The organism is Pseudomonas sp. s4, assembly GCF_046764235.1.
Lineage (GTDB): Bacteria > Pseudomonadota > Gammaproteobacteria > Pseudomonadales > Pseudomonadaceae > Aquipseudomonas > Aquipseudomonas asiatica.
Genome location: NZ_CP177209.1, coordinates 378656 through 400016, shown reverse-complemented (window position 1 = coordinate 400016; position 21361 = coordinate 378656). Strand labels below are relative to the sequence as shown.

Annotated in this window: 22 protein-coding genes; 15 read left to right on the top strand and 7 right to left on the bottom strand. The window is 60.6% G+C overall.

Features of this window, described 5'->3' with window-relative positions; all coding sequences use genetic code 11:
* Positions 1-6 precede the first annotated feature (6 nt).
* Together ACK56M_RS01860 and ACK56M_RS01855 are read right to left on the bottom strand one after the other, a co-directional pair.
* Positions 7-537, bottom strand: a complete 531-nt coding sequence (locus ACK56M_RS01860; protein WP_013970507.1) for a DUF5943 domain-containing protein — start codon at positions 535-537, stop codon at positions 7-9.
* Between the two features lie 77 nt (positions 538-614).
* Complete coding sequence (locus ACK56M_RS01855; RefSeq protein ID WP_003257506.1) at positions 615-1592, bottom strand: dipeptidase; 978 nt, start codon at positions 1590-1592, stop codon at positions 615-617.
* A 287-nt stretch (positions 1593-1879) separates the two neighbouring features.
* Here ACK56M_RS01855 and ACK56M_RS01850 point away from each other — a divergent pair, with 287 nt between their 5' ends.
* From ACK56M_RS01850 to ACK56M_RS01820, 7 genes are all read left to right on the top strand, one after another.
* Positions 1880-2281, top strand: coding sequence for a lysozyme inhibitor LprI family protein (locus tag ACK56M_RS01850; protein WP_003257504.1), 402 nt, complete (start codon positions 1880-1882; stop codon positions 2279-2281).
* A gap of 115 nt (positions 2282-2396) precedes the next feature.
* Positions 2397-3113 carry a hypothetical protein gene (locus tag ACK56M_RS01845; protein WP_080958440.1) on the top strand — a complete coding sequence of 239 codons (717 nt, stop codon included), beginning with the start codon at positions 2397-2399 and terminating at the stop codon, positions 3111-3113.
* Positions 3114-3179: 66 nt separating this feature from the next.
* On the top strand, positions 3180-3731 hold the full coding sequence (locus ACK56M_RS01840) for a hypothetical protein (RefSeq protein ID WP_015268648.1): 552 nt from the start codon (positions 3180-3182) through the stop codon (positions 3729-3731).
* Between the two features lie 780 nt (positions 3732-4511).
* The gene (locus ACK56M_RS01835) at positions 4512-5048 is read left to right on the top strand and encodes a hypothetical protein (protein WP_411959233.1); all 537 of its coding nucleotides are present in this window, start codon (positions 4512-4514) and stop codon (positions 5046-5048) included.
* A gap of 40 nt (positions 5049-5088) precedes the next feature.
* Entirely contained in the window at positions 5089-6069 is a 981-nt protein-coding gene (locus tag ACK56M_RS01830; protein WP_058178368.1) for an IS5-like element ISPpu18 family transposase, read from the top strand.
* A 250-nt stretch (positions 6070-6319) separates the two neighbouring features.
* Positions 6320-7636 carry an S-type pyocin domain-containing protein gene (locus tag ACK56M_RS01825; RefSeq protein ID WP_411959232.1) on the top strand — a complete coding sequence of 439 codons (1317 nt, stop codon included), beginning with the start codon at positions 6320-6322 and terminating at the stop codon, positions 7634-7636.
* Positions 7637-7638: 2 nt separating this feature from the next.
* Complete coding sequence (locus ACK56M_RS01820) at positions 7639-7890, top strand: bacteriocin immunity protein (RefSeq protein ID WP_015268645.1); 252 nt, start codon at positions 7639-7641, stop codon at positions 7888-7890.
* Positions 7891-8011: 121 nt separating this feature from the next.
* Here ACK56M_RS01820 and ACK56M_RS01815 read toward each other — a convergent pair whose 3' ends face one another.
* Complete coding sequence (locus tag ACK56M_RS01815) at positions 8012-8956, bottom strand: GlxA family transcriptional regulator (protein WP_015268644.1); 945 nt, start codon at positions 8954-8956, stop codon at positions 8012-8014.
* 147 nt (positions 8957-9103) lie between these two features.
* Between ACK56M_RS01815 and choX the strand changes: the two genes are divergently transcribed.
* The 5 genes from choX (at position 9104) to ACK56M_RS01790 (ending at position 13154) form a co-directional block, all read left to right on the top strand.
* Complete coding sequence (gene choX / locus ACK56M_RS01810; protein ID WP_015268643.1) at positions 9104-10048, top strand: choline ABC transporter substrate-binding protein; 945 nt, start codon at positions 9104-9106, stop codon at positions 10046-10048.
* 125 nt (positions 10049-10173) lie between these two features.
* Complete coding sequence (locus ACK56M_RS01805) at positions 10174-11058, top strand: 3-keto-5-aminohexanoate cleavage protein (RefSeq protein ID WP_015268642.1); 885 nt, start codon at positions 10174-10176, stop codon at positions 11056-11058.
* 18 nt (positions 11059-11076) lie between these two features.
* Positions 11077-12042: an L-carnitine dehydrogenase gene (locus tag ACK56M_RS01800; RefSeq protein ID WP_411959231.1), complete on the top strand. Its 966-nt coding sequence runs from the start codon at positions 11077-11079 to the stop codon at positions 12040-12042.
* A gap of 10 nt (positions 12043-12052) precedes the next feature.
* Complete coding sequence (locus ACK56M_RS01795; protein ID WP_411959230.1) at positions 12053-12529, top strand: thioesterase family protein; 477 nt, start codon at positions 12053-12055, stop codon at positions 12527-12529.
* 367 nt (positions 12530-12896) lie between these two features.
* Positions 12897-13154 carry a hypothetical protein gene (locus ACK56M_RS01790; protein ID WP_003257487.1) on the top strand — a complete coding sequence of 86 codons (258 nt, stop codon included), beginning with the start codon at positions 12897-12899 and terminating at the stop codon, positions 13152-13154.
* A gap of 120 nt (positions 13155-13274) precedes the next feature.
* Here the strand turns inward: ACK56M_RS01790 and ACK56M_RS01785 are convergent, their stop codons facing one another.
* Positions 13275-14381, bottom strand: a complete 1107-nt coding sequence (locus ACK56M_RS01785; RefSeq protein WP_015268639.1) for a GlxA family transcriptional regulator — start codon at positions 14379-14381, stop codon at positions 13275-13277.
* Between the two features lie 456 nt (positions 14382-14837).
* On the bottom strand, positions 14838-16214 hold the full coding sequence (locus tag ACK56M_RS01780; protein WP_015268638.1) for an L-serine ammonia-lyase: 1377 nt from the start codon (positions 16212-16214) through the stop codon (positions 14838-14840).
* A 453-nt stretch (positions 16215-16667) separates the two neighbouring features.
* Here ACK56M_RS01780 and ACK56M_RS01775 point away from each other — a divergent pair, with 453 nt between their 5' ends.
* The 3 genes from ACK56M_RS01775 (at position 16668) to choV (ending at position 19720) form a co-directional block, all read left to right on the top strand.
* Positions 16668-17615, top strand: coding sequence for a choline ABC transporter substrate-binding protein (locus tag ACK56M_RS01775; protein WP_015268637.1), 948 nt, complete (start codon positions 16668-16670; stop codon positions 17613-17615).
* 81 nt (positions 17616-17696) lie between these two features.
* Positions 17697-18545 carry a choline ABC transporter permease subunit gene (gene choW / locus ACK56M_RS01770; protein WP_169774667.1) on the top strand — a complete coding sequence of 283 codons (849 nt, stop codon included), beginning with the start codon at positions 17697-17699 and terminating at the stop codon, positions 18543-18545.
* Positions 18542-19720 carry a choline ABC transporter ATP-binding protein gene (gene choV / locus ACK56M_RS01765; protein WP_003257485.1) on the top strand — a complete coding sequence of 393 codons (1179 nt, stop codon included), beginning with the start codon at positions 18542-18544 and terminating at the stop codon, positions 19718-19720. The genes choW and choV overlap by 4 nt, the downstream gene beginning before the upstream one ends.
* A gap of 120 nt (positions 19721-19840) precedes the next feature.
* Here the strand turns inward: choV and hisF are convergent, their stop codons facing one another.
* On the bottom strand, positions 19841-20611 hold the full coding sequence (gene hisF / locus ACK56M_RS01760; protein ID WP_013970495.1) for an imidazole glycerol phosphate synthase subunit HisF: 771 nt from the start codon (positions 20609-20611) through the stop codon (positions 19841-19843).
* A 10-nt stretch (positions 20612-20621) separates the two neighbouring features.
* Positions 20622-21359, bottom strand: coding sequence for a 1-(5-phosphoribosyl)-5-[(5-phosphoribosylamino)methylideneamino]imidazole-4-carboxamide isomerase (hisA, locus tag ACK56M_RS01755; protein ID WP_003257484.1), 738 nt, complete (start codon positions 21357-21359; stop codon positions 20622-20624).
* Positions 21360-21361 lie beyond the last annotated feature (2 nt).

Genomic DNA, 21361 nt, shown 5'->3' with positions numbered 1-21361 from the left:
TCCGGCTTACAACGGCTTTGTAACGAACAGGCCATCTTCGTGGCCTTCTTCCGACCCGCCATAGACCTGTTCGGCCACGGTGCGGATCGAGCTGCCGCGGGCAGCGAGAATCTGGTCCATGGCGCCGGCGAACCAGCCGGTGAACATGTAGTCGACCTTGCGGCCGCACTTGCCATAGACGTACACGAACGCGGAGTGCTTGAGCTTGACGCTGCAGGTGCCCTTGTCGAGGTCGATGTCCTGGATTTCGAACAGGCCCCAGCCGCGCTGGCTCAGGCGCTTCATGTAGTGCTCGAACACCGCCACGCCTTCCAGGCCGTGGCACTCGGCTTCTTTTTCACACCAGTGCCAGGCGGACTTGTAGCCGGCCTTGTAGAGGATCTCGGCGTACTTGTCGGCGCCCAGGACTTCTTCGATGCCCATGTGGTTGTTGACGAAGAAATGGCGCGGCACATACAGCATCGGCAAGGCGTCGCTGGTCCAGACACCGGTCTCGCTGTCTACTTCGATTGGCAATTGCGGGGCGATCTTGGCCATGGAAACTCAACTCCATAAAATTTTTTATCGGGATGCCCCGGCGTTGCTGGCAGGGGCTTTCAGGCTTGGAGAGCGGCTTACTCGCCCCACACGTCCTTGAGGACGTTGACCCAGTTCTCACCCATGATCTTGCGCACCACGCGCTCGGAGTGGCCGCGCTTGAGCAAGGTTTCGGTGAGGTTGGGGAATTCGCCCACAGTGCGGATGCCCAGCGGGTTGATGATCTTGCCGAAGTTGGTCAGCCGACGGGCGTAGCCCTTGTCGTGGGTCAGGTATTCGAAGAAGTCCTGGCCGTGGCCTTGGGTGAAGTCGGTACCAATACCGATGGCGTCTTCACCGACGATGTTCATGGTGTACTCGATGGCTTCGGCGTAGTCGTCGATGGTCGAGTCGATGCCCTTGGCCAGGAACGGCGCGAACATGGTCACACCAACGAAACCGCCGTGGTCGGCGATGAACTTCAGCTCTTCGTCCGACTTGTTGCGCGGGTGCTCTTTCAGGCCCGAAGGCAGGCAGTGCGAGTAGCAGACCGGCTTTTTCGACTCGAGGATGACTTCTTCGGAGGTCTTGGAGCCCACGTGGGACAAGTCGCACATGATGCCGACGCGGTTCATTTCGGCAACGATCTCGCGACCGAAGCCCGACAGGCCGCCGTCTCGCTCATAGCAACCGGTACCGACCAGGTTCTGGGTGTTGTAGCACATCTGCACGATACCCACGCCCAGCTGCTTGAACACGTCGACGTAGGCGATCTGGTCTTCAAAGGCGTGGGCGTTCTGGAAGCCGAAGAGAATGCCGGTCTTGCCCAGTTCCTTGGCCTTGCGGATGTCGGCGGTGGTGCGTACCGGCATCACCAGGTCGCTGTTATCGCGGATCAGCTTCTGGCTGGCGGCGATGTTGTCGACGGTAGCCTTGAAGCCTTCCCAGACCGACACCGTGCAGTTGGCCGCAGTCAGCCCGCCTTTGCGCATGTCTTCGAACAGCTCGCGGTTCCATTTGGCAATGATCAGGCCGTCGATGACGATGCTGTCGGCGTGAAGTTCGGCTGGGCTCATCAGGCTGTCCCCTTTTATTGAATGGGTTTGCGCCAAACCTTATTGCCGGCGCTTTGGGGCCAGCATATGCCTGTGCCCAAAGGCGCCCCGATGCAAAAACGACAGGGGGTTTGCCGAAAGCGTCAATGCGCGACATCGCGCCCTCTGGCGCGCCGTCTGGCGATGAGAGACAGTCTCGATAACGACATTCCCGACCGTTTCATGAACATTTCTTCAGGGAGCTATCGTCTTGTCGGCGGCTGAGCGAGAATCCAGCCGATTCGTCAGCCTTGTTGAGGAGAAAACGGATGAAATCAATGGCATGGCTGGTACTGCTGGCTGTCGTATCGGGCGCCCAGGCCGGCGAGGAAGAAAGCACCCCGTGCGACAACGTCGAGACCGACCAGCAGACATTCGCTTGCGCGGCGTTCAACAAGCAGACGGCCGAGCGTGAACTTAAGTCGGCGTATGACGACCTGATACAGCGCATTCGCGACCAGTACGCCGACGAAGGCGACAAGGCAGACGCCTTGGCAGGGCGCATGGAGGCGGCCGAGAAACTGTGGACGCAACTGCGCGATGCCGACTGCAAGGTCGAAACCTATGCCGAGAAACCGGGCAGCAAGGCGTTCGAAGCAGCGTGGAACACCTGCGTGGCACAACGCAGCGATGACCGCTCGGAGTACCTGCAGTCCATCGGCCAGCAGTAAGGGAGTTCCTCGGCAGGAAAGGCTTTCGGCTTATCTGTCTTGACGATCCGAACCAAAGTGCGTCCCCGGCGCCTCACCCGAGGTGCCGATGATGAACTCGATCGGAAACCAAGACATGACCTCTACTATCAGCAAGACCGACATGAACAGCGCCATTGCCGCCCTGAAGAAAGAAGGCGAAGAACGCGCCGTCATGGTTGCCAACACCGTCTGCATCTTTGCCCCGGATGTACCTGCCAGCGTTGCCGAAGACGTGCTCGATGGCATGCGCTTGATGAACCTGTCGGCAAACAAGAAGTTCGACAAGGAAACCCAGCAGCGCGAGTGGTACAACTTCTACAACGACGGCCTGGGCAAGTTCGGCTGGACGCTGACCGGCGCCGCCCATGTCGAGGAGGCAATCGACAAGGACACCCACACGCTGGCCACCCTGGTGCCGCAGATCGTCACCGTCCAGATCGGCGCCAGCCACCGCCTGAGCCGCTGTGTAAAACGCTCCTTCGAAGTGATCGTGCAAACACCCAAGGCGCAGCAACTGCTCGAAGAAAGCAGCGTGAGCGTTTCGGGCAAATCCAGCACCATTCAGATTTCGGCCTGCGAGATGACACCGCAAGGCCTGCCGATCATGCACATGACCAGCGTTCAGCTGAGCTATGACAAGGCTGAGAAAACCGCAGGTTCCGCTGGCCGCATCATCGACAAGTCGAACACCAGGGTATACCGGGCCTCGCAGCAGGGCTCGTTCAGTGTTCGCCACTTCGACGCCATGCGCGAAGCCGTCAGGATGAAGCTGGCCAGCCAAGCGTTCGACATCCTGGCGCTGGACATCTGACCTGCGCCTGGCGCCGCCATGCGGCGCCAGGTTCCCCTTCCTACGCCTACGGCGAGGGCCAGAAGCATGCCCACCAAACCTGCCACCCAACCCTGGGAAGACCTTCATGCCTGCTTGCGCCTGGCGCAACTGGAAGCCAACCAGGTTCACGATCGCCAACAGGATGGCCAGCGCTGGTTCAACCGTTTTCTGCAGGGCCTGGAAAACAGCGGTGTCGAACTGATCGAGCGGACAACGAAAAGCATCAACTGCGTACCCACGGATGCTGTGTTTCAAGACGTCTTCAACGGCTGGATTCCAGCGCCCCAGCGTCGCAACCTCAAGTTCGAGCGGGTTGCCAACGACATACTTAATGGCTTGAAACAGCCAGACCTCGCCCTGCTGCGCAGCACCTCGGCCAGCTCGCACCTGCGCATCGAATTTGACCTGGATGATAGCGGAAGCCCGCTGGCGATCGTCTTCAACCTGTGCTGTTCGACCGACCCGGATGCCCCACGTACGCGCCTTGCCCTGCAACTGGACCACATGGGCGCGAAACTCGACGCCCGGGCTTTCGAGGCGCGGCGAGTACAGGTCGAAAACCGCCTCCAGGCGCTTTCTGACCTCGATCAGTTCTAACCAGGCGGCATTGCACGCTCCAAGGCTGAGGGTGGTCGCCACCGTGCAAATATTGGTCGCCAGAACGCACGGCACAGAGCCTCCATGGGCCGCGCGAAAGATTTCAGTTACTTTTTCCCAGTTTGGCTTCTGTTCGGTAGGTAACTTGGCCGATTCGCTCGATACCTCCTACCGATTGCGCCATGCTCAGCCCCTCAGACAGCGGATACTCCTGATCCATATCTGAGACGATGAAAGCCCCTTCATCGCCGCCCCGATAATTGCGGTGCGCTGCGCGACCTAATCCAGCACATTCTCGACCAGTATGCCGATCAAAGCGACAAGGACACTGCCTTGGTCGGCGCATGGACGCAGCCGAAAAGCTCTTGGCGCAGCTGCGGGATGCTGACCGAGAGGTCGAGCCCTATGCCGACAAGCCTGGCAACAAGGCGCTTCAGGCGGTCTGGGATACTTGCTTTACGTAACGCAGCAATGACCGCTCGGAATACCTGCAGTCCATGGGGCAGCAGTCATCACGCACCGCTCCTCACTTACATTGTAAAAAATCAAAACAACCATCATGAGATGACTTAAAAAGCGAAATTCAGCTCTCGATCTCAGTATTGGCTGCCGCCCTAGCCCAACACAGCTAATAATACGGTCATTAGATGCGCCGTGAAATCCAAGCTAAGTCAAGAAACACCAGATAGCCGGGAACTATATCTCTCTCCATTAAACCCTGCCAAATGCCGAAGATTCCAAGCTCCGCAGCTAACTGCTGCTTTTCAATTGGAGCGTCACATGCAGGGCCCTTTAGTTCTACCTGACCAGTATGTCTATCCTACAAATAGAATCCCAGTAATACTCCCCACACTTTATCCCTTTGGGTTACCTCACTGGCCATATGCCGCGCCTGGCCCATTCATCTCTGATATACCACCTGCCACTCCTTCTCCAACGGCACTCCCGAAACCAGAGCAACTGCTGGATGCAATCAGAAGTGAGAACACCAGCAAATTTGAATTAGGCAACATTATTCAATCAGTAACTGAAGAAGTTGAGGAACTGGCAGCCACTCTCTACGCAAATGACATCAATGCGCGAAAATATGCAATGGAGGACCTAATTCTACAAAAACTAGATGAGATACCGCTTCTCGACACTAATGCCAGACAACTATTAGGTTTCAATCCTACATGGAGGTCTTCTGCATCCGTCATCTCCAGTTACGAGCAAAAATATGGAAAAATAAGCGACAACCCAGACCTTTTCGTTCAGAGAGCCACACAGAGCTACGCCCACTCTAAGACTAGGGAAGGTCTGAAAAAGACTTCCTGAATCTGGTGAAATACGCCGATCCCGCCAGCCGAGTTTTTCCATGAAGCAGATGACCTTCGCCGACGCCGAGTACGCCGGCAAGCGCAAGCAGACCCGTAAGGAATTGTTCCTGATCGAGATGGATCAGGTGGTGCCGTGGAAGGGATTGATTGCCCTGATCGAGCCACACTACCCAAAGGGTGAAGGTGGTCGTCCAGCCTATCCGCTGATGGCCATGTTACGTATCCATCTGATGCAGAACTGGTTCGGCTACAGCGACCCGGCCATGGAAGAAGCGCTCTACGAGACGACCATCCTGCGTCAGTTCGCCGGGCTGAGCCTCGAGCGTATTCCCGACGAAACCACCATCCTCAAGTTCCGTCGCTTGCTGGAGAAACATGAGCTGGCAGCCGGCATCCTCGGCGTAATCAATGGCTACCTGGGGGATCGCGGCCTGTCGCTGCGCCAGGGCACTATCGTCGATGCCACACTGATCCACGCGCCCAGCTCGACCAAGAACCAGGACGGCAAGCGCGACCCGGAAATGCACCAGAGCAAGAAAGGGAACCAGTATTACTTTGGCATGAAGGCGCACATCGGCGTGGATGATGAGTCGGGGCTGGTACACAGCGTGGTAGGCACGGCAGCCAACGTGGCGGATATCACCCAGGTCGAAAAACTGCTGCACGGTGACGAGAACGTCGTCTGCGCCGATGCCGGCTACACCGGCGTCGAAAAGCGCCCCGAACATGCTGGCCGCGAAGTGATCTGGCAGGTCGCAGCACGCCGCAGCACCTACAAGAAGCTCGATAAACGCAGCGCCCTGTACAAAGCCAAGCGCAAGATCGAGAAGGCCAAGGCACAAGTGCGAGCGAAGGTCGAGCACCCGTTTCGAGTGATCAAGCGCCAGTTCGGTTACGTGAAGGTGCGCTTCCGTGGCCTGGCCAAGAACACCGCTCAGCTGGTGACGCTGTTCGCGCTGTCGAACCTATGGATGGCGCGCCGACATTTGCTGACTACCGCAGGAAAGGTGCACCTGTAATGCGGAAAATGGCTGCTGCGAGGTGCTCGCGGCGGCCAAAAACGGAGAACTGAGCGGGTTACCTGGTCGAATTTGATCGACGGCCCGCTTTCAAAAGCAGCGAGGGCTGAAGTCGACCGGAAATACAGGGCTACTTCAGACCTTCCCTAGGGACTTTATTGCACTCCAGATTTATCATCTATCGCAACAATTGCAGGGCAGCACTACAGAGCAAGTACGGGCCCGCGTCCAAGCCCGAGAAGCCGCGCGTATGGCAGCCAGAGCTGCCGCAAATGCCGAAGCAGAGCGTATCGCCGCTGAGGCTGCCGCGAAGGCCGAAGCCGAGCGTATCGCCGCCGAGGCTGCCGCGAAGGCCGAAGCCGAGCGTATCGCCGCCGAGGCTGCCGCGAAGGCCGAAGCCGAGCGTATCGCCGCCGAGGCTGCCGCGAAGGCCGAAGCCGAGCGTATCGCCGCCGAAACTGCCACAGTCCGAGCAGCAAATACATACTCTACATCTGGTTCCATTGCACAAATCAGCTCGGTCGTGCTTACGGCTGCAGGCACAGTGTCGAGTAATACCCCCCTGTTCTCACTTCGCACAGTATTAGGAACTGCGATTGGAGCACTAGAAGGTTATGCGGTCGCTGTAGGCTCGGGTTTCATCGTCGGTGTTTCGGCTTTGCTCTACTCGCCTCGGCTCGGTAATGGTGAGCTCCCTGATCGCTACAGCCTGCAAACGCCGCTGTCAGATCTAGCTCCCCAAGTAAGCATAGCATTGGCAACCAATGAAGGCATAAGCAGCACAGCTGAGATGCCCTACCGTTTCAGCTCCCGGACCACGGCCGAGGGCGCCTCGGAAATTTTCGTAGTCAAAGCTAACGGCGGCCCCGTTCCATTTGAGGTACGTGTACTTACCGCTTCATTCGACGCACAACGCAACATCTATACCGCGACCACCGCAGACTCACCGCCGCGGACCCTCACCTGGACTCCTATCGACAAACCAGGAGACTCCTCTACCAGCCTGCCCTCTGAGCAAAAACCTCCGAAGATTTATCCCGGAGCTGAATTGCTACCGGTTGAAATCAGGATTGACAGCTACCCAGGTATTGCTGACGCCAACCTTGATGACTACATCGTTGTTTTTCCTGCAGACTCGGGGCTGCCGCCAATCTACACAATGTTCAGGGATCGGCGAGAAGATCCTGGTACGGCAAGTGGGTACGGCCCTCAAGTTGACGAATCGTGGTCTAGAGGCGCTTCGACAGGTGAAGGAGCCCCCATTCCAATGCAGGTTGCTGACTTGCTGCGGGGGAGAAACTTCCCAAATTGGCGGTCCATGAGGGAAGCGATCTGGAAAGCAATTGGCAATGACGAAATGCTTTCAAAACAATTCAGTCGGGTGAACATTTCTAGGATGAGAAAAGGGCTCGCTCCGTACGTTCCCAAAAATGCTCGTGTCGGGAAACGAGTTGTGGTGGAACTGCATCATAAAACATTGATTTCTCGGGGCGGAGAAGTGTACAACGCAGAGAACATTTTCCTTACGACTCCCGACCTCCATATCCAAATTCACCAAGGCAATTAAAAATGAATGATTCTATTAGCGATATTAAAGAAACAGATTTTTTGGAGTTTGTAAAAAAAATATACATAGTTGACTACCCTAGCGACGAAGCGCACCGTAGCGCTGTGGAGAAATTTGAGCAACTGTCAGAGCACCCTGCTGGATCAGATCTTCTTTTTTACCCAGAGGAAGGGAAAGATAGCCCTGAGCAAATTGTGGCCGAGGTGAAGGCTTGGCGTGCTGCAAACGGCAAACCAGGATTTGCTCAACCCTAATATGTGCCCCCCCGATCAGTTGTAAAGGCGGTCAAATAACTGATCGGGGCTCCCACCTCGTCTAACCAAACAAGTTTTCCAAGGAGGCGAGAGTTGAACCTCAATGGCTCACGAGGACCAGTCACACCACCCGGGCCAACCGATCCTCCCGCGGACACCGCTCGAACCGTGCCCGGTAGCTGCGTGTGAAATACGACGCCGACTCGAACCCGCACGCCACCGCCACCTCCAGCACACTCATGTCGGTCTGGCGCAATAGCTGCCGAGCCTTGTCCAGTCGCAATCGCAGATAGAAGCCACTGGGCGTGTCGTCCAGATGCAAGCGGAACAGGCGCTCCAGTTGCCGCCGAGTCACCTGCACTGCATCGGCCAGCACCTGGGTGTTGAGCGGCTGCTCGATATTTCGCTCCATCTCGCCGATCACCTTTACGAGCTTCTTGTTGCTGATGCAGTAACGGCTGGCGATCTGCATGCGCTGGTGGTCCTGGCGCTGGCGAATACGCCCGAGCACGAACTGCTCGGACACCTGCACCGCCAGCTCGCTGCCATGGGCCTGGCCGATCAGGTCAAGCATCAGGTCGATTGACGCGGTACCGCCTGCGCAGGTGATGCGACGCCGATCGATCTCGAACAGCTCCTGGGTCACCTGCAAGCGTGGATAGCGCTCCTTGAACGCCTCCAGCGCCTCCCAGTGCACGGTGGCGCGGTGGCCGTCGAGCAGGCCGGCCTCGGCCAGCACCACCGCGCCGGTATCGATGCCACCCAGAACCACCCCCTCATGGTCCAGGCGGCGTAGCGCCTGCTGCAGCGCCGGCCCATAACAGGCCAATGGCTCGAAACCGGCGACGATCAGCAGGATGCCACCAGGCTCGCCCGCCGCCAGCGCTGCATCGGCGTTCACCGACATGCCATTGCTGGCCAGCACCGCCCCGCCGTCCAGGCTCAACACCTGCCAGCGATACAACGGGCCCTTGAAGCGGTTGGCCACCCGCAGTGGTTCCAGGGCACTGATGAAACCCATGGCCGAGAACCCGGGCAACAACAGGAAGTGAATGATTTGCGGCATTGCATGCTCCACGGCAAAGGTGGTCGCCTCCGTGCAAATGTTGGTCGCCAGGGTGCGATTTTCCACCCTGACAGCAGCGTAGCTTCTTCATACGACCCAGAGAGGTCGAACCCCAATAACAATATGCACTGCCGATGGAGAGCCACCATGCACAGCTTGATCCGCCGCAGCCTGTTGACCCTTGCCCTGAGCAGCATCGCCACTTCCCCACTATTCGCCGCCGAGCCCGCGGCTTGCAAGAACGTCCGTCTGGGCGTGGTCAACTGGACCGACGTCATCGCCACCAGCGCCATGGCGCAGGTGCTGCTCGATGGCCTTGGCTACCAGACCAAGCAGACCAGCGCTTCACAGCAGATCATCTTCGCCGGCATCCGCGACAAGCGCCTGGACATGTTCCTGGGTTACTGGAACCCTATCATGACCCAGACCATCACACCGTTCGTCGACGCCAAACAGGTCAAGGTGCTCGACAAGCCGAGCCTGGAAGACGCCCGCGCCACCCTGGCGGTGCCCAAGTACCTGGCCGACAAGGGCCTGAAGACCTTCGCCGACATCCACAAATTCGAGAAGGAACTGGGTGGGAAAATCTACGGCATCGAACCAGGCTCCGGCGCCAATACCCAGATCAAGGCGATGATCGCCAAGAACCAGTTCGGCCTGGGCAAGTTCCAGCTGGTCGAGTCCAGCGAGGCCGGCATGCTCGCCGCCGTCGACCGCGCGGTGCGGCGCAACGAGGCTGTGGTGTTCTTCGGCTGGGCACCGCACCCGATGAACGTGAATATCGACATGGTCTACCTGGGCGACAGCCAGGACGCCCTGGGCCCTGACGAAGGCCGCGCGACAGTGTGGACGGTGACCGCGCCGGACTACGCCGAACGCTGCCCCAACGCCCACCGCCTGCTGGCCAACCTGAATTTCAGTGCCGAGGACGAGAGCCGCATGATGCAGCCGCTGCTCGACCACAAGGATGCGCTGGAGTCGGCCCGCCAGTGGCTCAAGGACCACCCCGAGGACAAGGCCCGCTGGCTGGAGGGTGTGACCACCTTCGATGGCAAGCCGGCTGCTGACAACCTCAAGCTCACTGCCAACTGACACCCCCCCTTCGCAGCACAAGGCTGCTCCTACAGGTACAGCGCATAGAACAAGGTCTGCGCAGACCCTGTGGGAGCGGGCATGCCCGCGAAAAGGCCACCACAGCTCTCTCAAGGAACCCCGACATGAACCACGACGTCATCATCACCTGCGCCCTCACCGGCGCCGGCGACACCGCCTCGAAAAGCCACCTTGTTCCAGTCACCCCCAAGCAGATCGCCGAGTCTGCCGTAGAGGCCGCCAAAGCCGGCGCCACCGTGGTCCACTGCCACGTGCGCGACCCGCAAACCGGCCGCTTCAGCCGTGACGTGGCGCTGTATCGAGAAGTCATGGAGCGCATCCGCGAAGCCGACGTGGACATCATCGTCAACCTTACCGCGGGCATGGGTGGCGACCTGGAAATCGGCCCGGGTGAAACACCACTGGAGTTCGGCGCGGGTACCGACCTGATCGGCCCACTGGAGCGTCTGGCCCATGTCGAAGCGCTGCTGCCGGAAATCTGCACCCTCGACTGCGGCACCCTCAACTTCGGCGACGGCAACTCGATCTACGTCTCCACCCCGGCACAACTACGCGCCGGCGCCAAGCGCATTACCGAGCTGGGGGTAAAAGCCGAGCTGGAAATCTTCGACACCGGCCACCTGTGGTTTGCCAAGCAGATGATGAAGGAAGGCCTGCTCGAAGACCCGCTGTTCCAGCTGTGCCTGGGTATCCCGTGGGGCGCTCCGGCCGATACCACCACCATGAAGGCGATGGCCGACAACTTGCCGCCAAACGTCACCTGGGCCGGGTTCGGTATCGGTCGCATGCAGATGCCGATGGCCGCACAGGCGGTGCTGCTGGGCGGCAACGTGCGGGTGGGCCTGGAGGACAACCTTTACCTGGACCGTGGCGTGCTGGCCAGCAACGGCCAGTTGGTCGAGCGCGCGGTGGAAATCATTTCGCGCCTTGGCGCCCGTGTGCTGACCCCGGCCGAAGGCCGGGAAAAGATGAACCTCAAACGCCGCTGACACTTTCAGGAGCCCAACATGACCTTCATCACCGAGATCAAGACCTTCGCCGCGCTGGGTAGTGGCGTGATCGGCAGCGGCTGGGTCGCGCGCGCCCTGGCCCACGGCCTGGACGTGGTCGCCTGGGACCCGGCGCCAGGCGCCGAGCAGGCCTTGCGCAAGCGCATCGCCAACGCCTGGCCGGCACTGGAAAAGCAAGGCCTGGCACCAGGCGCATCACAAGACCGCCTGAAGTTCGTCGCCACCATCGAGGAATGCGTCCGCGACGCCGATTTCATCCAGGAAAGCGCCCCTGAACGCCTGGACCTGAAGCTCGACCTGCACGCAAAGATCAGCGCCGCCGCCAAACCCGACACGATCATCGGTTCCAGCACCTCGGGCCTGCTGCCCAGCGAGTTCTACGAGTCGGCCACCCACCCCGAGCGCTGCGTGGTCGGCCACCCGTTCAACCCGGTGTACCTGCTGCCGCTGGTGGAAATCGTCGGCGGCAACCGCACCGCTCCCGAGGCCATCGAAGCGGCCCGGACCATCTACACCGCCCTGGGCATGCGCCCGCTACACGTACGCAAGGAAGTGCCCGGGTTCATCGCCGACCGCCTGCTCGAAGCGCTGTGGCGCGAAGCACTGCACTTGGTCAACGACGGCGTGGCCAGCACCGGCGAGATCGACGATGCCATCCGCTTCGGCGCCGGCCTGCGCTGGTCGTTCATGGGCACGTTCCTCACCTACACCCTGGCCGGTGGTGATGCGGGCATGCGTCACTTCATGGCCCAGTTCGGCCCGGCGTTGAAACTGCCCTGGACCTACCTGCCGGCGCCGGAACTCACCGACAAGTTGATCGACGATGTGGTCGAAGGGACCTCCGAGCAACTGGCGGATCGCAGCATCGCCGCGCTGGAGCGCTATCGTGATGACACCCTGTTGGCAGTGCTGGAAGCGGTGAAGACCAGCAAGGCCAAGCACGGTATGGCTTTCGGCGACTGAGGAGACCGCGATGCCCGCACTGATCACCTACCGCACCCCGGTCCAGGAGGACTGGGTCGACTACAACGGGCACCTGCGCGATGCCTACTACCTGCTGATCTTCAGCTACGCCACCGACGCGCTGATGGAGCGCATCGGCCTGGATGCCGACAGCCGCGGCCAGAGCGATAACTCGCTGTTCACCCTGGAGGCGCACATCAACTACCTGCACGAAGTGAAGCTGGGCACCGAGGTATGGGTGCAGACGCAGATCATCGGCTTTGATCGCAAGCGCCTGCATGCGTACCACAGCCTGCACCGGGCAGGGTTCGCCGAAGCGCTGGCGGCCAGTGAGCAGATGCTGCTGCATGTGGACCTGGCGGGGCCGAGGTCGGCGCCGTTCAGTGAGCGTAGTGTCGGGTTGCTGCAAGGGTTGGTGGATGAGCAGCAGGATGTGCCCCCGGCTGAGTTCGTCGGCCGTGTGATAGCCCTGCCTACACCAAACTGAGCAGCAACATATAACCTGTGGGAGCGGGCGTGCCCGCGAATGCGGCGGTAAATCCACCATCGCATTCGCGGGCACGCCCGCTCCCACAGGTCATGTATTCAGGCAAAAAATAACCCCGGAAAGCCGTGAGCATCCGGGGCCAAGAGCGAGCAACATCCACTGTACACGAACGAGGGTGACCAAACCCTCCGTTGCGGCAGATGGCTTGAGTTTGCGCACTTACCGAACACTGGATTTAGCCGTAAACGACCTGTTCTTAGCCAAAGCAGCCATGGCGCCATTCTGTTGTTGCGGGCATGTCGCCGGCGTCACAGAATCGGTCGTAAATCACAGCAGCACTCTCTTAGCGATAAAAGGGACAACAGCCATGATGCATGCGGATTTGATTGACCAGGACGATCTGGCAGGCCACCTGCGCGCGCGCGGGTTCGAGATTCCGGCCGGCGCTACTGCCGAGCAGGCGTGCGAAGCGGTGGTGCGTGGGCTGACCGAGCCCAATGCACGGGCGCTGAAGGGGATGGTGGAGCAGATGTATACCGGTAGTGCGACGATCCTGCCGGCGGTGCGCCAGGCTATCGACAAACAGCTGTTGCCGGCGTTGGCGCAGTTCAACAAGCGCGGCTGACAGAGTTTTCCTGCACCGGCCTCTTCGCGGGCTTGCCCGCTCCCACAGGGATTGCACAGAGTTCAAATACTGTGCACCTCCTGTGGGAGCGGGCAAGCCCGCGAAGAGGCCGGCTCCGTTTCAGAGCCTTACACTGGCAAAGGTCGACTCATTGCGCGCCTGGCTCAGGGCCGCCATCGGCCCGCTGTGCGGCGACAGGGTCATGGCCTGCGGGATCGGCATCATCGCCACCTGCTGCGCGGTGTTGGAGCCCACGCGCTCGTCACGCGGCGGAATGCCGAAATACTCGCGGTAGCATTTGGAGAAGTGCGGGGTAGACACGAAGCCGCACACCGACGCCACTTCGATGATCGACATCGGCGTCTGCTTCAGCAGCTGCCGGGCGCGGATCAGGCGCAGCTTCAGGTAGTAACGCGACGGCGAACAGTGCAGGTACTTCTGGAACAGGCGCTCGAGCTGCCGGCGCGATACCGACACGTATACCGCCAGTTCGTCCAGGTCGATCGGCTCTTCGAGGTTGGCCTCCATCAGCGCAACGATTTCCTGCAGCTTTGGCTGGTTGGTGCCAAGCATGTGCTTGAGCGGCACGCGCTGGTGATCCTGCTCGTTGCGGATGCGCTCGTAGACGAACATTTCGGAGATCGCCGCCGACAGTTCACGGCCGTGGTCGCGGCTGATCAGGTGCAGCATCATGTCCAGCGGCGCAGTACCGCCGGAGCTGGTGAAGCGGTTACGGTCGAGGGTGAACAGGCGGGTGCTCATGTTGACGCGCGGGAAAGCCTCTTGCATCGCGGCCAGGCACTCCCAGTGCACACTGCAATCGAAACCATCCAGCAGCCCGGCACAGGCCAAGGCCCAGCTGCCGGTGCATACCGCGCCCAGGCGGCGCGACTGGCGGGCCTGGGTTTGCAACCAGGTGACATGCTCGCGGGTGACACTGCGCTGGATGCCCACGCCGCCGCAAACAATCACGGTATCGATGGGAGGCGCACTGTGCATCGCGGCGTCAGGGGTTATCTGCAAGCCATCGCTGGCCCACACCTGTCCACCATCGGCGGTTAGGGTGTGCCAGCGGTACAGCTCGCGGCCGGACAGCTGGTTGGCCATGCGCAGCGGCTCGACGGCCGACGCCAGGGAAATCAGGGTGAAATTGTCCAATAGGAGAAACCCGATGGACTGGGGGGCTGTGCGGTTCTGGGTTGGGTTCCCGGAGGTGTACGACGTCATCGCGATTTCTCCTCACACAAATGCAGGGGGTGCCTCAGGCGAGCACTGATTTCTTGTTATGTATGGCCCCGGTTTCATGTGTGGGGGCCTTGGTACCAATCTCTACGCAAACGCCGTGCCTGAAGTTGAACGGCCATCCAAAAAAACCTGAAAACGACGCCTTTGTTAGGCAAATCAGGTGCTTTGATCGAGTTGGTCAATCATCGTAGAACGGGCGTGCTAGGCGGTGTGCGTGGAATGGCTGAGCAATTTGGTGACACGCGCAGTGTAGGATGCCCAGAAACGACACTCTTGAGTGTCACCGACAATGCCCGCACTGATTACGACACCCGACGATTGGTATGCGTCGCGCTGCACCATAAGGATGCATTGGGGGGCTGTGCTGCACCTGCGTCAAACTCAAGGGCCTCTTCACGGTTTCACCCGCGAAGAGGCCCTTGAGTTCCGGTCAAGCTATCAGCACTCGATCGCGCTGACCGCCAAACCACCGCGCGAAGTCTCTTTATACTTGTCGTGCATGTCGGCCCCGGTATCGCGCATGGTGCGGATCACCTGGTCGAGGGAAATGAAGTGCTCGCCGTCACCACGCAAGGCCATCTGCACTGCGTTGATGGCCTTGACCGCAGCAATAGCGTTGCGCTCGATGCACGGCACCTGCACCAATCCGCCAACCGGGTCGCAGGTCAGGCCCAGGTTGTGCTCCAGGGCGATCTCGGCAGCGTTCTCCACCTGTGGCGGGGTCGCGCCCAGCACTTCGGCAAGACCCGCCGCTGCCATGGCGCAAGCCGAGCCGACTTCCCCCTGGCAACCCACTTCGGCACCAGAGATCGAGGCGTTCTTCTTGCACAGGATGCCCACCGCGGCAGCACCGAGGAAGAAGTCGACCACGCTGGACTCGTCCACCGCATCGCTGAAGCGCATGTAGTAGTGCAACACCGCCGGGATGATGCCCGCCGCACCGTTGGTCGGTGCGGTAACCATACGCCCCCCGGCAGCGTTTTCTTCATTGACCGCCAAGGCGAACAGGTTGACCCACTCCATGGCGCTCATGGTCGAGCCGATCACGTTGGGTTTGCCGATTTCCTGCAGGCTGCGGTGCAGCTTGGCGGCGCGGCGGCGCACGTTCAATCCGCCGGGCAGCGTGCCTTCGTACTTGAGGCCGTTGTTGACGCATTCCTGCATGGCTTCCCAGAGCTTGTGCAGGCCGGCGCGGATCTCTTCCTCGCTGCGCCAGACCTTCTCGTTGGCCATCATCAATTGCGACACGCTGAGGTCGTTTTGCTTGCACAGGCGCAGCAGTTCGGCAGCGCTATTGAAATCGTACGGCAGCACCGTCTGGTCAGCATCCAGCACGCCGCTGGCGGCCTGGGCGGCATCAACCACGAAGCCGCCACCCACCGAGTAGTAGGTGTCGCGGTGCAGCTCGCCCTGTTCGCCTTCGGCAACCAGGGTCATGGCGTTGGGGTGGTACGGCAAATTCTCGTCCAGCAACAGCATGTCGCGGGCCCAGACGAATTCGATGGGCAGGCGGCTGTCCAGCTGCAGGGTGTTGGTTTCGCGCAGGTCGGCTATACGCGGCGCGATCTGGGTCGGGTCGATGGCGTCAGGCCATTCACCCATCAAGCCCATGATGGTGGCATTGTCGGTGCCGTGCCCCACACCTGTGGCCGACAGCGAGCCATACAGGCGCACTTCGATCCGCTTCACACGTTCCAGCTCGCCGCGTTCGCGCAGGCCCTGGACGAACAGGGCGCCAGCACGCATGGGGCCTACGGTGTGGGAGCTGGAGGGCCCGACACCGATCTTGAACAGGTCGAACACGCTGATGGCCATTGTCGAATCACCTCTTGCTGGGCTTGTCTCTGCGCGCCATGCGCAGGGCGGGGTAACTGCTAGGCTGAAGCAGCGGGCCGCCTTGAATGCACGCATCATCGGGCTTTTACCAACCCCCTCGCCGTCTGCAACCGACGTACTTTTGTCCAGCAGCGCCGCGCTGTTTTCAACCGGGGAGCTGCCCTTGCCACGCCGCTTTACGGCGGCCTGGTGACGTAAAAATGCGGCTGAGGGGGTGGAAAAATCCATAAACGACATCGCCCATACTGGATACGACCCGTTCCGTACTGGTTACGACCCCACCAGTAGGCGATTGCACGGCGCTGGAGGATTATCGAAAGCGACTCGTAAAGCACGGCCACGCATCCTGCCCTCTGCAGGCCTGGTCGACCGGACCCTGAGAAAGCCCGGCGACCCACGCGAACCCGAAGACAAAATCACAGGAGTCCATCCATGAAAGGTTCACCCTCGCTGTTGCTGGTTGCGTTGCTGTCCGCGCCTTTGCTGGCCCAGGCCGCCGAACCCGAGCAATGCAAGACGGTACGGTTCTCGGATGTCGGCTGGACCGACATCACGGTCACCACCGCGACCACCAGCGTTGTGCTCGAAGCACTGGGTTACAAGACCCACACCACCATGATCTCGGTACCGGTGACCTACAAGTCGCTGGCCACCGGCAAGGACCTGGACGTGTTTCTCGGCAACTGGATGCCGACCATGGAGAACGACATCAAGCAGTATCGCGACGCCGGCACCGTGGAAACCGTGCGCGCCAACCTGGAAAACGCCAAGTACACCCTGGCCGTGCCCCAGGCGCTTTATGACAAGGGCCTGAAGGATTTCAGCGACATTCCCAAGTTCAAGCAGGAACTGGACGGCAAGATCTACGGCATCGAGCCCGGCAACGATGGCAACCGCACCATCCAGAGCATGATCGACAAGAACGCCTTCGGCCTGAAGGACGCCGGATTCAAGATCGTTCAGTCCAGCGAGGCCGGCATGCTGTCGCAGGTCGACCGCGCGCAGAAACGCGGCGAGGCCATCGTGTTCCTCGGCTGGGAACCGCACCCGATGAACACCCGCTTCAAGATGCAGTACCTGACCGGCGGAGACGAATTCTTCGGCCCCGACTTCGGCAAGGCGACCGTATTGACCAACACCCGCAAGGGCTATGTGCAGGAATGCAGCAACGTTGGCCAGCTGTTGAAGAACCTGTCGTTCGAGCTCAAGGATGAAAGCACCATGATGGGCTATGTCCTGGACGACAAGATGAAACCCGAGGCGGCTGCCAAGAAGTGGCTCAAGGACAACCCTGGCAAACTGGATGCCTGGCTGGCCGGCGTAACCACCGTGGATGGCAAACCCGGCCTTGAGGCGGCCAAGGCCAAGCTGACGCAATAACGAAATACGCAATAGCGCTACCTCGGGGCAGGACCGTGCCTGCCCCGGGTTGAGTTCAATCTATGCAGGTGGAAGCTCGCTATCATGCTTATCGATCAGAAAATACCCCTGGGCCAGTACATCGCGTCGTTCGTCGAGTGGCTGACCCAGAACGGCGCGAATTACTTCGACGCCATCGCGCAAGGCCTGGAGTTCATGATCCATGGCGTAACCAGTGCCCTGACTTTCTTCAATCCGTTCGTGCTCATCGCTCTGTTCGCCGCCCTGGCGCATTTCATCCAGCGCAAGTGGGCGCTGACCGCATTCGTCGCCCTGTCGTTCCTGCTGATCCTCAACCTGGGTTACTGGCAGGAAACCATGGAAACCCTGGCGCAGGTCACCTTCGCCACGGTGGTTTGCGTGGCCATCGGCGTGCCACTGGGCATCGTCGCCGCGCACAAACCGATGTTCTATACCGCCATGCGCCCGGTACTCGACCTGATGCAGACGGTACCTACCTTCGTCTACCTGATCCCCACCCTGACCCTGTTCGGCCTGGGTGTGGTGCCGGGGCTGATCTCGACAGTGGTGTTTGCCATCGCCGCCCCGATCCGTCTCACCTATCTGGGCATCTGCGACGTCCCGCAGGAGCTGATGGATGCCGGCAAGGCCTTTGGCTGCTCACGGCGCCAGCTGCTCACCCGTATCGAACTGCCGCACGCGATGCCAAGCATCGCCGCCGGCGTTACCCAGTGCATCATGCTGTCGCTATCGATGGTGGTGATCGCCGCCCTGGTCGGCGCTGACGGCCTGGGCAAACCTGTGGTCAACGCACTGAACACCGCCGATATTTCCCTGGGCTTCGAAGCGGGCCTGGCAATCGTGCTGCTGGCGATCATGCTCGACCGTATCTGCAAGCAACCGGACCTGCCGGTAAGGGGTGAAGCATGAGCATCATTCGTTTCGAAGACGTCGACGTCATCTTCTCCAACAAGCCGCGCGAAGCGCTGGCACTGCTCGACCAAGGCCAGACCCGCGAGCAGATTCTCAAGCAGACCGGCCTGGTGGTGGGTGTCGAGAAGGCCAACCTGGATATCCAGAAGGGCGAGATCTGCGTGCTGATGGGCCTGTCCGGCTCGGGCAAGTCGAGTTTGCTGCGCTGCATCAACGGCCTCAACACCGTCAGCCGCGGCAAGCTGTTCGTCGAGCACGAAGGCAAGCACATCGATATTGCCCACTGCACCCCGGCCGAACTGAAGATGATGCGCACCAAGCGCATTGCCATGGTGTTCCAGAAATTCGCCCTGATGCCCTGGCTGACGGTGCGCGAGAACATCAGCTTTGGCCTGGAAATGCAGGGCCGCCCCGAGAAGGAACGACGCAAGCTGGTAGACGAGAAGCTCGAACTGGTGGGCCTGACCCAGTGGCGCAACAAGAAGCCGGACGAACTGTCTGGCGGCATGCAGCAGCGCGTGGGCCTGGCCCGGGCGCTGGCGATGGATGCCGACATCCTGCTGATGGACGAACCGTTCTCGGCACTGGACCCGCTGATCCGCCAGGGCCTGCAAGACGAGTTGCTGGGCCTGCAGGCCAAGCTGAGCAAGACCATCGTGTTCGTCAGCCACGACCTGGACGAGGCGCTGAAACTGGGTAGCCGCATCGCCATCATGAAGGACGGGCGGATCATCCAGTACAGCAAGCCGGAAGAGATCGTGCTCAACCCGGCCGACGAGTATGTGCGTACCTTTGTCGCCCATACCAACCCACTGAACGTGCTGTGCGGGCGCAGCCTGATGCGCAGCCTGGACAACTGCAAGCGGGTGAACGGTTCGGTGTGCCTGGACCCGGGCATCGACTCGTGGCTGGACCTTGGCGAAGGTGGCTCGATCAAGCGCGCACGCCAGGGGCAGAACGGGCTTGACCTGCAGAACTGGGCACCAGGGCAGGATGTGGAGCTGCTGGGCCGCCGCCCAACGTTGGTAAATGCCGATATCGGCATGCGCGAGGCGCTGCAGATTCGTTATCAGACCGGCAACAAGCTGGTGTTGCAGGATAACGACAAGGTGGTGGGGATACTTGGGGATACCGAGCTTTATCACGCATTGCTCGGCAAGAACCACGGCTGATGCCATTGGGGCCGCTTTGCGGCCCTTTCGCGACACAAGGCCGCTCCTACAGGGGAACGCATATCCCTGTAGGGGCGGCCTTGTGTCGCGAAAGGAGGGCAAAGCCCTCCCAACAATGGGTCAGCGAACGACGATCCCGCGCGAAGCCATGTAGGCCTTGGCTTCCGGCACCGTGTACTCACCGAAGTGGAAGATACTGGCAGCCAGCACCGCACTGGCATGCCCTTCCAGAATGCCGTCAGCCAAGTGCTGCAGGTTACCCACACCGCCCGAAGCAATCACCGGAATACCCAGCGCATCACTGATCGCACGGGTAACACCCAGGTCGAAGCCGTTCTTCATGCCGTCCTGATCCATGCTGGTCAGCAGGATCTCGCCAGCACCCAGGCCTTCCATCTTCTTCGCCCATTCAACGGCATCCAGCCCGGTCGGCTTGCGCCCGCCGTGGGTGAAGATTTCCCAGCGTGGTTCTTCGCCTGGCCCGGACACCTTCTTGGCATCAATGGCGACGACGATGCACTGCGAACCGAAACGGTCCGCGGCCTCGCCGACAAACTCTGGGTTGAACACCGCGGCCGTGTTGATCGAGACCTTGTCGGCACCGGCATTGAGCAGGTTGCGGATGTCCTGCACGGTGCGCACGCCACCGCCCACGGTCAGCGGGATGAACACCTGGCTGGCCATGCGCTCGACGGTATGCAGGGTAGTGTCGCGGCCGTCGACGCTGGCAGTGATGTCGAGGAAGGTGATTTCGTCGGCACCTTGCTCGTCGTAGCGACGGGCGATTTCCACCGGGTCGCCAGCATCACGGATGTTCTCGAACTTGACGCCCTTGACCACCCGGCCGTTGTCCACGTCCAGGCAAGGGATGATGCGCTTGGCCAGTGCCATGGTTCAGTCCTCAGCCTTGGTAGTTGTCGCAGAAGGCCTGGGCCTCGGCGACATCGAGGGTGCCTTCGTAGATGGCACGGCCGGTGATGGCGCCGATGATGCCCGGGGCCTTGGCGTCCAGCAGGGCCTTGATGTCGCCCAGATTGTGGATGCCGCCCGAGGCGATCACCGGGATCGAAGTGGCTTCTGCCAGCGCCTTGGTGAACGGCACGTTGCAGCCTTGCATCATGCCGTCCTTGGCGATGTCGGTGTAGACGATCGCCGAGACGCCATCGGCCTCGAAACGCTTGGCCAGGTCGATGACCTGAACCGAGCTCACTTCAGCCCAGCCGTCGGTGGCGACAAAGCCGTCCTTGGCGTCCAGGCCAACGATGACCTTGCCCGGGAAGGCCTTGCACGCTTCGGCAACGAACTCTGGCTGCTTGACCGCCTTGGTGCCGATGATCACGTAGCTGACGCCAGCCTTGACGTAGTGCTCGATGGTTTCCAGCGAGCGGATGCCACCGCCGATCTGGATCGGCAGGGTCGGGTAGCGCTTGGCAATGGCGGTGACCACTTCACCGTTGACCGGCTGGCCTTCGAAGGCGCCGTTGAGGTCGACCAGGTGCAGGCGGCGGCAGCCACCCTCGACCCACTTGGCGGCCATGCTCACCGGGTCGTCGGAAAATACCGTGGAGTCTTCCATGCGGCCCTGGCGCAGGCGCACGCAGGCACCGTCCTTCAGATCGATAGCGGGGATAATCAGCATCT